This window comes from Paenibacillus sp. FSL H8-0548 (genome assembly GCF_038630985.1).
Taxonomy (GTDB): Bacteria; Bacillota; Bacilli; order Paenibacillales; family Paenibacillaceae; genus Pristimantibacillus.
The window spans coordinates 3,736,419-3,749,838 of sequence record NZ_CP152049.1; the positions used below are offsets into that span (position 1 = coordinate 3,736,419).

Genomic DNA, 13,420 nt, shown 5'->3' on the forward strand with positions numbered 1-13,420 from the left:
TTCTTGTCTCTGTTTATTCATGAAATTATTTCGTTAGGTTTTTGATAAAGTTGAGGCTAAGACGATAAACTTCAATGCTCCCCCATTATTCCATTCTCTTAATAACATTATTGAATTTCTTATATAGAAAGTTGTTTTCGTGGACTAAATAAGTTGTTTCTTAGCAAAATACACACAGCTCCGAGTAGCAACGATAGTAATCCCCCTACTACGATGTATTGTGTACCGATTGCTGATATAAATAATCCACCTACAGCAGTACCAATTGTTGTTCCTATATTAGCGGATGATAAAAATAATCCATTAGCGAAATCAGGAGCTTTGGGAGCTGCAGATGTGATCCAATATTGAGCGATATTACCTCCAATACCAGATAATATTCCCCAAACCAAAGTAATGACAGCCATAGGTACAGTGAACTGTCCAAAAGAGAATAATACGATGTAAACGGCTCCTAATGCGAAAGGAAAAGACACTACAGTTTTGATAGCATTTTTAGTAAGCAACTTCCCTGCCACAATATTTCCAATAACATTTGCCCCGCCGTATATGACTAACATTAAACTAATCGTCTTCCCAGAAATATTAGTAATGGTTTCAAGATACTCAGCGAGATAACTGTAAACCCCAAATATTGCTGAATTTATAAAAATAACTGCGGCAATGGAAAGCCAAGTAATTGAACTTTTTAATACGCTTAATTGTGAGCCGTATGAGAGTCTTTCCTTAACAGGCATAGTTGGTACAAATAGTAATGTAGCAATGAATGTTAATGTATTAATGATAGCAAAGAATAACATGGCCATTTCAAACGAAGTTTCACTAGCAATAAAACTAGTAATTGGCACACCGAGTACCATACCGGCAGAGACTCCCAACATGATTTTAGAAACAGCTTTTGGTGCTTCATCACTGCTTACTGAGTTAGCAGCTACTGTAAATGCACCCGAAAACAAGAGCGGCATACTTGGAGCCGATATTGCAACGGCAAGTGCAAAGAGACTAACAAACAAGCCTGCTTTTGCTACACTGACAGCATAGTAATCAGCAATCAAAGGTAATATACCGATAACACCCATTTCAGTATTTAAAATACCAAAAACTCCAACCGTCAATATAAATATAAGCAAATTACTTCGTTTAGCCATAAAAATAGATCTCCAACCTTCCTTACTTCTTCTTTATTTTCTTAATGCAAAGCAACAATAACCCTTAAACTTGACTTTAAGTCAAGAAATATTTTTAAATTCCCTGAAGAAGATGTAAAACGCGCTATTGCCTTAAAGTTAACTTTAAGGTCTATAATAAAACTTAATGGTTAGAGCACAGTAATAATAAGTGCAAAATTATATACGAAGTATGGAGGATACAATGGAAATGCATATAAAAGAAGCAGCAGACAAGATAGGTTTGCCTACACATACACTCCGATATTATGAACAAGAGGGTCTTTTGCCTTTTATAACAAGAGATGAAAATGGAAATCGTATTTTCAACGAAGCAGATTTAGTATGGTTAGAGTTTATTATTTGTTTACGGAAAACTGACATCCCTCTTTCAGAGCTGCGTGCGATCGTTGAATTAACAAAAGAAGGAGACAGCACAGCTTCGCAGCGCAAACAGATATTTGAAAAACATAAAGAGAAAATGATGGAGAAACAAAGAGATTTGGATAACGCTTTTAACAAAATTGAAACCAAAATAGAATATTATCATGATTTAGAAAAGAAGTACCACAAAGAAAAATTGAATTAAGATGTTTTTTATTGAGTCAAATTGTAAATGAAGTGGGACACCGCTCTTTATTAATCATTTTCAAAAAAGCCTTGCCTTAAAGTCGACATTAAGGCTTAAGCTATTCATGCAGCTACTAAATACTTTAAAAATAAGCTGCTGAGCGTTACTTCGTCAGTCAACTTATTATTTTCACAAAAGAAAGGATTGTGTTATCTTTTATGTGCACTAATCGCAAAAACATGACTACGACACGTGTTCTAAGTGTCCCAAGTGCAAAAGCACCATTTGAAATGACCACTATTAAGCGGAGAGAATTACGGCCACACGATATCTTAATAGATATTAAGTTTAGTGGCATTTGCCATTCCGATATTCATAGTGCATTCGGTGAATGGGCTGGTGGAATCTTCCCAATGGTTCCTGGTCATGAAATTGCCGGAGTCGTAGAAGCAGTGGGAACAGAAGTGACCAAATATATTGTTGGAGACCGTGTTGGCGTTGGCTGCTTTATTGATTCCTGCGGAGAATGCGAATACTGCCTCAGTGGTGAGGAGCAATATTGTACGAAAGGTGTTATCAACACATATAACAGTCTGGACTACGATGGTAATCCAACATACGGAGGATATAGTCAAAAAATCGTTGTAACGGAAGGATTCGTTGTCCGTATTCCAGATAGTCTGGATATGGATGTGGCAAGTCCGCTATTATGTGCAGGCATTACCACGTTCTCTCCTTTAAAACGCTGGAATGCGGGCCCAGGTAAGAAGGTCGCCATTGTAGGCATGGGAGGCCTTGGCCACGTAGCGATTCAATTTGCACATGCTATGGGTGCTGAAGTAACCGTATTGAGCCGCTCTAATCATAAGAAAGAAGAAGCATTACAATTTGGTGCAGATCATTACTTTACGACAAGTGATCCTGCTGCATTTAAAGAATTAGCAGGTCGTTTTGATCTGATCTTAAACACCGTGTCTGCAAATCTGAATGTTGATGCGTATTTATCACTGCTTCGCATTGATGGGACCCTTGTAAATGTCGGTGCACCAGCTGAACCAGATCAGTATCATGTATTTTCATTAATTATGGGTCGTCGCAGCATTGCAGGTTCACTCGTTGGTGGAATTCGTGAAACCCAGGAAATGCTCGATTTCGCAGCTGAACACGGCATTGCCCCTATGATTGAAGTGATCAGTGCAGACCAAGTCGAAGAATCGTATGAGCGTGTCCTTAAAAGTGATGTGCGATATCGGTTCGTTATTGACATCTCTACATTATAACTGGCAAAGTTGCTTTCTACATTTTAGAACCGTTACTAATACCGACGAGGAAAAGCAGCAGATCTCAGATCTGCTGCTTTTCCTCGTTAAATTCACTTGGGAAATTATTCTCAGCCTTCAATTAGAAGGTTCAGTCACTAAACGTTCTTTCAGATACATAATTAATGAATAAAGCTGTAAATGCAATTCTTGATTTGTTTCTGAAAATGGAGTCTGATCTATTCCATGAGCATCACGTCTAAGTAGTTCTCGGTTAAGTTTTGAAATATTGCTAATTAATGTGTGGTTATCCCAATTCTCAATTATAGCATTCATGCGCGGTTGTTTATCATGCTCAACATTATTAAACGCTAGAAAGTTTGGACTGAGCATGAAATCGCTAAAAGAAATTTTTTCAGAAGTTGTTGACACGATGTGCACCTGCTTTTTTTTATAAATAATTGTAGCATTATTGTTTCGTTATTTAAAGCTGCCTGCTCAGGTACTATAACTGATCTACCGGTGAGTCTTCAGCGGCCGAGCCCTTCTCGTGCATCCTCAGAAAATAAATGAGCTGTTCGTTCATATATTCTGGGCTGCGAGCGAAGCCATCATCGCTCCACTCGATGAGCAAGCCCATAATTGCATTAGCCTGATAAGCGACTAGCAAGGGGACGTCTACATCTTGTAATTGGTCGACCGAAGTACTTTCATGCATCAAGCTTTTTATTTTCTCTAATAATGAATAATAGTAAGACAACGATGATTTCTTATCAAACACGATCTCATAGAATGTCTGGTATTTCTTCACATGATGAAAAATACGTATCGTCGTAGGGTCTAGGTGGCTCGGAATTAAATGTGACACATGCCGGTAAGGCTCGTAATAGGACTCCTCCAAATCTTTGAGCAAATAATGAAGATGCTCGTCAAATAATGCTCCAATGTCTTTATAATGCAAGTAAAAGGTACCTCTATTGACTACAGCCTCTCGGCAAAGCGTGGATACGGATAACGATTCGAGCGTACTTGTTTTTAACAGAGCCAAGAGTGCTTGATGTAATGCTTTTTTTGTCTTAACAACTCTTAAATCATTTTCATTCATGTCCTCTATTCACCTCTTGTAAAATAAAATATGTATTGGTTTAATGAACGATTTTGAACTCGTCTGTTCAATAGCTTTAATATGAAGTGTATTATATAACGTTTTCTTCAAAATGTGTACTTTTTTGCGACGACTCTGACGTCTCTTAGCAGCACTTGAAAGAGAAAAAAGGCTGCAAGCAGTCTAGCTGCCTGTAGCCTTTGTGTCAAACGTAATAAAGTATATATATCGCCTAGCATTAATTTCAATCATTGCTTATTCTGCTTAAGCAAAGTGCAGATCGCAAGTTTAGAAACCTGCCGTCCAGCCACCGTCCGCGGCAATTACAGCGCCATTTACAAAGCTGGATTCATCGGATGCCAGGAACAGAGCCACCTGTGCAATTTCTTCCGCTTGTCCAACACGTGGGATAACACCTTGCGTAACCTTCGTGCGCGAAGCGCCAAATTCATTTACGTTATTGATTGTGTTAGCGATATTTGTCATCGTTGCGCCTGGAGCAATCGCATTACATCGGATGCCTTTTTGCGCATACATAAAGCCTGTATTTTTGGTTATGCCGATAACGGCATGTTTGGAAGCTGTATAAGCAACACCCGCATGAGCACCGCTGAAGCCCCCTGTTGAGGCTGTATTAATAATAACGCCATTTCCTTTCTCAAGAAAGATCGGAAGTGCTTTGCGGATCGCCCGCATAACGCCTTTTGTATTAATATCGAAGATAAGATCCCATTTTTCGTCATTTACATCACCAGCAGCTGCCATGTTGTCCATAATGCCGGCATTGTTAACCAAAATATCAAGTGTTCCGTATTCTTTAACGGCGGTATCGATCATAGCATTAATGTCATTCAGGTCGGCAACGTTGGTTTTTACTGCGATTGCTTCCCCACCAGTTGATTTAATAGCGGTGGCAACAGCTTCCGCACCCTCGATGTTCAAATCTGAGACAACGACACGTGCTCCTTCTTTCGCGTATAGCTCCGCAATGGCTTTACCCATGCCCGACGCAGCTCCTGTAACGACAGCAACCTTTCCTTCTAAACGCATGATGAATCCCTCCTGATATTTAATGAACAGTTGTTCATTAAAATTATACTAATTCTATGGGGAGGTTGTCAATTTTTTAAAAATATAGGCGGAGTATAAGTTTCACATTAATACTCTGCCTATATTTTGCGAGAAACTTATTGTCCTTAGACAAGGACAGCGGCTCACTGAGTCCACTCGGTGAATTCGGCTGGAAGGTAGTATGGATTTACCTAAGATCTATTTAATATCCGTCGGTTTCTACGCCAGTTCATTCATTTTCGTTATAGATTCACGGAGACTCTTAGGAAGATTTCCAACAACCAAATCGTAAGAGTGATCAATCATTTCAAAAACATCCATCTCTGGCATGGAGCCATCGATTGTAATTGTATTCCAGTGCTTTTTGTTCATATGGTACCCTGGTCGAACGGCCTCGTGCTGCTCTCTTAAGTTCTCCGCAATCATCGGGTCACATTTCAGGTTGATCTGAAGATACTCTTCTTTTCCCTCGAAAATAAGCGCGAACATTTTACCTTCAATTTTAAGAACCATTGAATCGGGTCCGAAGGGATATTCCCTAGCCGCTCCTTTTTTCATTAAACAGTATTTGATGATATTATTTTTCAACGCTCTATCTCTCCTTCGTTATTAAACACACTATGCACTAGAAGCTTCATCTTAAAGAACGGCGCTTCATAATAAGTTGATATACGATATAAGTAATTGTCAGAAAGACCCCATAAATGCTGATTGCCATAATCCATTCATTAGCTCCGGATTGAATGTTATCTCCAACATAGGTTGAAACTAGAATGAACGGTATTTTACCTAGAATCGTTGCAGTCAGAAAGATCTTAAATTGCAAACCGAATACACCAGCATAAAGATTTATTAGAGCTGCAGGCATTACCGGAATCAATCGAGCTGTTAAAATCGACCAAAAGATACGTTTTCGCAAAAAACTATCTATTCGACGTAATTGCGTAGATTTTTCCAGCCAACGTATCCCCCAATCTTTAAATAATTTGTACATTAGAGAGTATACGATTGCAGCTGCAATTGTCGAAGCAACTAAATTAAGGACTCCGCCAGTTATTAATCCATATTTAGCACCAATAATTCCGCTTACTAAACCAAAAGGTATTCCAGGAATAACAGCGAGCAGCACGACCAGGAGAAATACAAGCGGAAAGAAACTGTAGTCGTCATCTTTTAGCCAAATCAGCAGCTCTTTCCAATTTAATATCAGGATGAGTACAACGATGATATTAATAACAGCAAAAGTCCATCTACTATAATTCAAATGCTTCACCTTTCCTTTGAAAAAAGAACGAACCGCTAGAGAACCTATGTTCTCTTCACATATTATATAACAAAAAGGTTGATCTTCAATATTGAAGATCAACCTTTTTGTTATATAGGTAAAGTTCACGCCGTTGTTATTCGTTTTTGTCCATCCACTGGAAGTGGAAGCTTCCCTCTTTATCTAGCCGTTGGAACGTGTGTGCCCCAAAATAATCCCTTTGTGCTTGCAGCAAATTAGCTGGCAGCCTCTCCGAACGATAGCTGTCATAATAGGCTAAAGCAGAAGCAAAAGCAGGAACTGGGATTCCTCTAGTAACGGCAAGTGAGATGACTTTTCTCCAAGCGTCTTGATAGTTATCAACGATTTCGCTGAAGTATTCGTCCAAGAACAGGTTGCTTAGAGCTGGATTCCGATCATAGGCATCCTTAATATTTTGCAGGAAACGTGCACGGATAATACATCCTCCGCGGAATATCATCGCAATGCTGCCATAGTTCAAATCCCACTTGAATTCGTCAGAAGCAGCTCTCATTTGTGCAAAGCCTTGTGCATATGATGCTATTTTGCTCGTATACAAAGCTTTGCGAACAGCCTCGATAAATTCTTTAGGATCGCCGTCATAGCTGGACACTGCAGGTCCATTCAACAGCTTGCTGGCGGCTACACGCTCTTCTTTCATCGCTGAGATAAAGCGTGCAAATACAGATTCCGTAATGATGGACAATGGGACGCCCAAATCCAATGCGCTTTGGCTAGTCCATTTGCCCGTTCCTTTTTGCCCTGCCGAATCGAGGATAACATCTACCATCGGTTTTCCTGTTTCTGGATCTATTTTCTTGAAAATATCAGCAGTAATCTCGATCAAATAGCTATCCAGTTCACCGTTATTCCATTCTGTGAAAATGTCATGCAGCTCGCTAGTGCTGAGGTTCAGCACATCCTTGAGCAGCTGATAAGCTTCGCCGATGAGCTGCATATCACCGTATTCGATGCCGTTGTGTACCATTTTGACATAATGGCCAGCGCCGCCTTCTCCAATATAAGTCGAGCAGGCATCGCCGTTCACTTTTGCGGAAATGGCTGTCAGAATCGGTTCTACCAGCTCATACGCATCTTTTTGCCCACCTGGCATAATGGCAGGACCCTTCAATGCGCCCTCTTCGCCTCCGGAGACTCCTGCGCCGATGAATCGGAAGCCTTGAGCCTGCAGATCCTTGTTTCTGCGCTGTGTATCAGGGAAATATGCGTTTCCGCCGTCGATCAGAATATCGCCTTGATCGAGGTAAGGCACAAGCTGATTAATGGTATCGTCAGTTGGTTGACCAGCTTTGACCATAATGAGAATTTTACGCGGCGTCTCCAGCGATTGAACAAATTCTTCGATGGTGTAGGTGCCTACGAAATCCTTTCCTTGCGCTTCTGCCAATAGTTCATTTGTTTTTTCCGCCGAACGATTGAATACGGCAACGGAAAATCCTTTGCTCTCTATGTTGAAGGCCAGGTTTTTACCCATAACGGCTAACCCGACCACGCCAATTTGTTGTTTCTTCATTACTAGCTTCCTCCTATCATTACTGCCAGTTGCTGATAAATGCTTTAAGAGCAGAGCTCAACTTAAAGTTGAGCAGTTTTTTTCCAATCAGCTGCGAATTTCTCCATGCCTTGATCCGTTAGAGGGTGTTTCGAGATTTGTTCGATAACTGAGAATGGAATAGTTGCAATATGCGCGCCAGCCATAGCTACACGTGTCACGTGATCCGGATGACGAACAGATGCTGCGATGATTTGTGCATCCAAGTTATGCGTGCGGAACAATTCTGCGATTTTGGAGACGAGTAGAACGCCATCTTCCGAAATATCGTCCAAGCGGCCAAGGAATGGAGAAACATAAGTCGCACCAGCGCGAGCAGCCAAAAGTGCTTGGTTCACGGAGAAGATCAATGTTACGTTTGTTTTAACACCTTTTTCCGTCAGGTAACGGCATGCTTCCAAACCTGCTAATGTCATCGGAAGCTTAATTGTAATATTCTTGTCATTGTTGTTGATCTTGATTAGTTCATTGGCTTGTGCAATCATTTCTTCAGCTGTTACTGCATCAGGAGTTACTTCAGCAGAAACGGATTCAACCTCAGGTACTTCACGTAAAATCTCAGCGATGCGATCTTCAAATTTTACTCCTTCTTTGGCAACCAAGGATGGGTTAGTCGTAACGCCGGATAATACACCGATTTTATAAGCCTTTTTGATATCTACCAAATTTGCAGTGTCGATAAAGAATTTCATAATAATTACCTCCGTTTTTTGGTTTTATTTTTATATTACTTGTATTGACCTAATTTGTCTTGAGAACAAAGTTTATCTAAGCTGCTTCGAATGTTCTGTTTATTAGTTCTATTTACTATAGTAATTCTTTCGCCAAACGAACGACATTATCCACGGAGAAACCAAAGTATTCCAAGACCTCAGTACCAGGACCCGAAGCTCCAAAGGTATCGATAGACAATACTTTACCGCTTGGTCCGGTGTAACGTTCCCATCCGAGCGAAATGCCGGCTTCAATAGCTAAACGCTTAGTGACGGCAGCAGGCAGTACGGATTGCTTATATGCCTCGGATTGACGGTCGAACAGCTCACGGGACGGCATAGCAACTACTCGTACAGAGATATTTTCCTTCTCAAGCTCAGCTTTGGCGCTCACTGCCAAGGAAACTTCGGAACCAGTTCCAATTAGAATAACATCAGGTTGATCATTGGTTTCCATCAGCACATATGCGCCTTTGGCAACCCCGTCCACATTCCCTTTTGTCGCTTCGTATATAGGCAGGTTTTGTCTGCTTAGCACTAATGCTACCGGACCTTCATTTTGCTGCAAGGCATAAGCCCATGCGTTAGCTGTTTCATTTGCATCGCTAGGGCGAATGACCGTTAGACCTGGAATAGTACGCAGCGCTGTCAAATGTTCTACTGGCTCATGCGTAGGTCCATCTTCGCCGACAGCTACTGAATCATGAGTAAATACATAAGTAACAGGCAGTTTTTGCAGTGCAGCCAGTCGTATTGATGGGCGTAAATAATCGCTGAACACGAAGAATGTGCTTACGAAAGGTTTCACGCCGCCGTGAAGCGCCATGCCGTTGCCAGCCGCGCCCATTGCATGCTCGCGTACGCCGAAGTAGATATTGCGTCCCGCATAAGATTCAACCGCAAATACTTTCTCTCCGGTAATATCGGTCATCGTCGAATGAGACAAGTCGGCACTGCCGCCAAAAATCGAAGGAACAGATTTAACGAAATGATTAATCGATTGACCGCTTGCGACGCGAGTTGAAAGTGTCTTGGAAGAATCGAAGGTAAGGATGTCTTTGGCTTCGATCACAACGGAACCATGAATGACTTGTTCAAGCTCTTCGCCTAACGCTGGATGCTCTGCTTTATATGAAGCGAACAGTTTGGTCCAAGCGGCTTCTTTGGCCTCGCCATTTTGTTTAAGCTGCGCAAAATGAGCTTTGACTTCAGCAGGTACCGTGAACTCCTCCTCATACTTCCAGCCATAGGCTTCTTTCGTTGCTTTTGCCTCTTCTTTGCCAAGCGGGTTGCCATGGGCTTTATTCGTTCCTGCTACTTTACTTCCATAACCAATAATCGTCCGGATCTCAATAATAGTTGGCTGCGAATCATTTTGCTTTGCTGTTTCGATCGCTTTAGTAATTTGATCGATGTCGTTTCCGTCTTCGACTCTCAAATACTGCCAATTTACGGATTCTGCTCTTTTTTGGATGTTCTCTGCGAAGGAAAGATTGAGTTCACCATCCAAGGAGATATCATTGGAATCATACAATACAACTAATTTGTCTAATTTCATATGTCCTGCCATGGACATCGCCTCGTAGGAGATCCCTTCCATCAGACAGCCATCTCCGACAAGCGCATACGTGTAATGATCAACGACTGGGAAACCGCTTTGGTTGAATTTCGAAGCTAGGTGAGCTTCAGCCATCGCCATACCAACGGCATTCGCAATACCTTGTCCAAGAGGACCGGTTGTTGCATCTACGCCATCTGTATGGCCAAATTCAGGATGACCTGGCGTTTTGCTGTTTAGCTTGCGGAATTGCTTCACATCTTCAATGGAAACGTTATAGCCAGACAAATGCAGAAGACTGTAAAGCAAAGCCGAGCCATGACCCGCGGATAATACGAAACGATCGCGGTTGAACCATTTTGCATGAGCTGGATTGTGATTGAGCAGCTTGCCCCAAAGCGCATACGCCATAGGTGCAGCTCCCATTGGGAGCCCTGGATGTCCGGAATTGGCGGCGTTGATAGCATCAATGGATAGAGTACGGATCGTATCAACAGCCAGTTGATCAATGGTTTGTGTGATAGGCATATTGTTCTCCTTTTATGGTTTCGATTTCTTGTTCTGACTTATCATCGAACCACCAATGATAGCCGTCTTGTGCGAGCAGCTCATCCGATTCAGCGGGTCCATAAGTACCAGCCGAATAGAGATGAAGCGGCACTAGGTTTTCTTTGTATGCGTCTAAGATAGGTTGAACCCATTGCCATGACAATTCTACTTCGTCCCAATGCGCGAAGAAAGTAGAATCTCCTTGAAACGCATCGTAAATTAAATTTTCGTAAGCTTCGGGTACATTGTCTTTCACCTCATGAAAGTTGACTTTCATGGGCTTGAACTCCCCATTGTTCAGAGGATCTCTTGTATTTAGTTGGAGCAGGATGCCTTCGTTTGGACTGATTTCGAATACGAGCAGATTAGGTGTTGTATGATCCTCATTTGTTGCTGATTGTTTTAAAGGTTCTTTGAACTCGATCACGATTCGTGTCGATTTGTCCTTCATTCTTTTGCCTGTGCGGATGTAGAAAGGAACTCCCCGCCAAAAATAATCGTCGATTTGCAGCTTAGCTGCAATAAAGGTGTCATTTGTTGAGCCTGCGGAAATATTGGGTTCGGATGTGTAACCGACCACCGGTTTACCTTGGATCGTTCCTTCACCATACTGTCCGCGGACTACATGGGATTTGACATTCTCTTTTTGCAGCAGCTCCAGGGAGTCCATCACCAATTTTTTCTTGAAACGGACATTTTCTGAAGTACTGTTGTTCGGGAGGTGGATCGTCAGCATCATAAGCAATTGCAGCATATGGTTTTGGAACATGTCTCTTACAGCACCAACATGATCGTAATAGCCAGCTCGTTCTTCAACACCGACAATTTCATTCGCTGTTATTTGGACGTTGGCAATGTAACGCTTATCCCATAATGCCTGAAGGACTGGATTGCTCTGCTGCAGAACCTCAAGCTTCTGCACCATCGGCTTGCCGAGATAATGATCGATTCGAAAAATCTCTTCTTCCGTAAAAGCTTTGCTCAGATTTTTATTCAAATCCTGAGCAGATTGCAAATCATGGCCAAAAGGCTTCTCAATCACCAAACGCTTCCAGCCATTCGCAGAGCCTAACCCGCTTTCATCAATGTTGGCTGCAATCGTTTCAAAAAACTCAGGGCCTACGGACAAATAAAACATCCGATTTGGCGTGATACGAAGCTCTTTTTCCCGTTGCTCAATCATCTCCAGCAGTTTTTGATAATCCTCTTTATGGCCTACATCGAGAACGCTATAGCGAAATGCACTCAAGAAGCTTTTAATTAAAACAGGATCATTCGCTTCGCGTCTAGAAAACATACGAAGAGATTGCTCGACATTCGCTTGAAAAGTATGATCGGAAAGCTCTCTTCTTCCAAGGCCGATTACAGAGAAAGATTGTGGTAGCTTCTGATCTACGAATAAATTATAGAGGGCAGGGTAAATTTTTCTTTTTGCTAAATCCCCTGTTGCTCCAAACAAGACAAAAGTGGTTGCCTCCATTTTTCTTCTCCCTCCGTTACGTTTTATTTGAAATACAGGAAGTATAAGTTTCATCTTGTTAGCACTGGTTTCTATTTCTTAATTCCACTATAATACCAATAAGACCTATACAGGTAATTAATATATTTTACAGGAGATATAGACCATGTCTATGATCAATTACGAACTATATAAGGTTTTTTATTGGGCCGCGAAGACGGGGAGCTTATCTAAGGCCGCCAAGTCGTTGTACATCACCCAGCCAAGCGTCAGCCATGCCATAAAGCAATTGGAAGACAATTTTGGCATTATTTTGTTTTATCGGAATTCCAAAGGCGTGTCCTTAACCCCAGAGGGTGCCACCCTTTATTCCTATATCGAGAAGTCTCAGATCTTAATTTCGCTCGCGGAAGAAAAGATGGCGGCACTTAAAAATTTGGACAGCGGCGAGCTGCGGATCGGCGGCAGTGATTCATTGTTCAAGCACTATATGCTGCCTTATCTGGAAAGCTATCTTCAGACGTATCCCGGCATTAAATTACATCTGAATCATGGGACAACACCAGAAACCATCGCTTTCTTGAAAGAAGGTAAAATCGATATGGGCGTCGTTCGTATGCCGATCGTCGATTCCCAGCTTGAAGTCATGAGAGGAATTGAACTGCAGGATTGTTTTGTAGCGGGGTCTCGTTATGCCGAGCTTAAGAACAAAGTGCTCTCATTGAAGCAGCTGCTTGAATATCCCATTATTCTATTCTCGCGTAATAGCCGGGTACGGATGGCCATCACGGAGCTATTTGAAAGCTACGGTCATCAAATCAAACCTGAAATTGAGGTGGGCAGCGTGGATCTGCTCATCGAGTTTGCGCGGAAGGGTCTCGGAATTTCTTATGTCACAAAAGAATTCATATCGAAGGAACTGGAAGAGGGCTCACTCTTTGAAATTGAATTAGATATCAAGATGCCGCCCTCCCAAGTGGGATTCATGATTATGCGCAATATGCCCCTTTCCAATGCGGCAAACAAGTTTATTGAGCTTGTGAAATAGCACCAAATTGGAGAAACAAGAAAAAGCATCCGCAGCCCGATTTAACGGGCTGGGATGCTTTTC

13 protein-coding genes are annotated in these 13,420 nt (G+C 41.8%); 3 read left to right on the plus strand and 10 right to left on the minus strand.

Going from position 1 to position 13,420, the window contains the following annotated elements:
- Window positions 1–119 precede the first annotated feature (119 nt).
- Window positions 120–1,148 (minus strand): MFS transporter, encoded by a 1,029-nt coding sequence (locus MHI37_RS15885; RefSeq protein ID WP_076334801.1) that lies wholly within the window; start codon window positions 1,146–1,148, stop codon window positions 120–122.
- A 223-nt stretch (window positions 1,149–1,371) separates the two neighbouring features.
- Between MHI37_RS15885 and MHI37_RS15890 the strand changes: the two genes are divergently transcribed.
- Together MHI37_RS15890 and MHI37_RS15895 are read left to right on the plus strand one after the other, a co-directional pair.
- Entirely contained in the window at window positions 1,372–1,755 is a 384-nt protein-coding gene (locus tag MHI37_RS15890) for a MerR family transcriptional regulator (protein ID WP_076334800.1), read from the plus strand.
- Between the two features lie 200 nt (window positions 1,756–1,955).
- Complete coding sequence (locus MHI37_RS15895; RefSeq protein ID WP_076334799.1) at window positions 1,956–3,017, plus strand: NAD(P)-dependent alcohol dehydrogenase; 1,062 nt, start codon at window positions 1,956–1,958, stop codon at window positions 3,015–3,017.
- Between the two features lie 117 nt (window positions 3,018–3,134).
- On the opposite strand, the gene MHI37_RS15900 is transcribed toward MHI37_RS15895, so the two are convergent.
- The 9 genes from MHI37_RS15900 to zwf form a co-directional block, all read right to left on the minus strand.
- The gene (locus tag MHI37_RS15900; RefSeq protein ID WP_083676027.1) at window positions 3,135–3,428 is read right to left on the minus strand and encodes a hypothetical protein; all 294 of its coding nucleotides are present in this window, start codon (window positions 3,426–3,428) and stop codon (window positions 3,135–3,137) included.
- A 73-nt stretch (window positions 3,429–3,501) separates the two neighbouring features.
- Entirely contained in the window at window positions 3,502–4,101 is a 600-nt protein-coding gene (locus tag MHI37_RS15905; protein ID WP_076334798.1) for a TetR/AcrR family transcriptional regulator, read from the minus strand.
- Window positions 4,102–4,389: 288 nt separating this feature from the next.
- The gene (locus MHI37_RS15910; protein WP_076334797.1) at window positions 4,390–5,151 is read right to left on the minus strand and encodes an SDR family oxidoreductase; all 762 of its coding nucleotides are present in this window, start codon (window positions 5,149–5,151) and stop codon (window positions 4,390–4,392) included.
- A 240-nt stretch (window positions 5,152–5,391) separates the two neighbouring features.
- Window positions 5,392–5,760, minus strand: coding sequence for an MmcQ/YjbR family DNA-binding protein (locus MHI37_RS15915; RefSeq protein ID WP_076334796.1), 369 nt, complete (start codon window positions 5,758–5,760; stop codon window positions 5,392–5,394).
- Between the two features lie 46 nt (window positions 5,761–5,806).
- Window positions 5,807–6,436, minus strand: coding sequence for a VTT domain-containing protein (locus MHI37_RS15920; RefSeq protein WP_076334795.1), 630 nt, complete (start codon window positions 6,434–6,436; stop codon window positions 5,807–5,809).
- 136 nt (window positions 6,437–6,572) lie between these two features.
- On the minus strand, window positions 6,573–7,991 hold the full coding sequence (gene gndA / locus MHI37_RS15925; RefSeq protein WP_076334794.1) for an NADP-dependent phosphogluconate dehydrogenase: 1,419 nt from the start codon (window positions 7,989–7,991) through the stop codon (window positions 6,573–6,575).
- A gap of 62 nt (window positions 7,992–8,053) precedes the next feature.
- Window positions 8,054–8,722 carry a fructose-6-phosphate aldolase gene (gene fsa / locus MHI37_RS15930; RefSeq protein ID WP_076334793.1) on the minus strand — a complete coding sequence of 223 codons (669 nt, stop codon included), beginning with the start codon at window positions 8,720–8,722 and terminating at the stop codon, window positions 8,054–8,056.
- A gap of 115 nt (window positions 8,723–8,837) precedes the next feature.
- On the minus strand, window positions 8,838–10,823 hold the full coding sequence (gene tkt, locus MHI37_RS15935) for a transketolase (protein ID WP_076334855.1): 1,986 nt from the start codon (window positions 10,821–10,823) through the stop codon (window positions 8,838–8,840).
- Complete coding sequence (zwf, locus tag MHI37_RS15940) at window positions 10,807–12,330, minus strand: glucose-6-phosphate dehydrogenase (protein ID WP_076334792.1); 1,524 nt, start codon at window positions 12,328–12,330, stop codon at window positions 10,807–10,809. The genes tkt and zwf overlap by 17 nt, the downstream gene beginning before the upstream one ends.
- A 145-nt stretch (window positions 12,331–12,475) precedes the next feature.
- Between zwf and MHI37_RS15945 the strand changes: the two genes are divergently transcribed.
- Complete coding sequence (locus tag MHI37_RS15945) at window positions 12,476–13,357, plus strand: LysR family transcriptional regulator (protein WP_076334791.1); 882 nt, start codon at window positions 12,476–12,478, stop codon at window positions 13,355–13,357.
- The last annotated feature ends 63 nt before the right edge of the window (window positions 13,358–13,420 follow it).

Excerpts from the sequence above, each read along its gene's own strand:
- MHI37_RS15885 (WP_076334801.1), bottom strand. The coding sequence starts at position 1,148 with ATGGCTAAACGAAGTAATTTGCTTATATTTATATTGACGGTTGGAGTT.
- MHI37_RS15890 (WP_076334800.1), top strand. The coding sequence starts at position 1,372 with ATGGAAATGCATATAAAAGAAGCAGCAGACAAGATAGGTTTGCCTACA.
- MHI37_RS15895 (WP_076334799.1), top strand. The coding sequence starts at position 1,956 with ATGTGCACTAATCGCAAAAACATGACTACGACACGTGTTCTAAGTGTC.
- MHI37_RS15905 (WP_076334798.1), bottom strand. The coding sequence starts at position 4,101 with ATGAATGAAAATGATTTAAGAGTTGTTAAGACAAAAAAAGCATTACAT.
- MHI37_RS15910 (WP_076334797.1), bottom strand. The coding sequence starts at position 5,151 with ATGCGTTTAGAAGGAAAGGTTGCTGTCGTTACAGGAGCTGCGTCGGGC.
- gndA (WP_076334794.1), bottom strand. The coding sequence starts at position 7,991 with ATGAAGAAACAACAAATTGGCGTGGTCGGGTTAGCCGTTATGGGTAAA.
- fsa (WP_076334793.1), bottom strand. The coding sequence starts at position 8,722 with ATGAAATTCTTTATCGACACTGCAAATTTGGTAGATATCAAAAAGGCT.
- zwf (WP_076334792.1), bottom strand. The coding sequence starts at position 12,330 with ATGGAGGCAACCACTTTTGTCTTGTTTGGAGCAACAGGGGATTTAGCA.
- MHI37_RS15945 (WP_076334791.1), top strand. The coding sequence starts at position 12,476 with ATGTCTATGATCAATTACGAACTATATAAGGTTTTTTATTGGGCCGCG.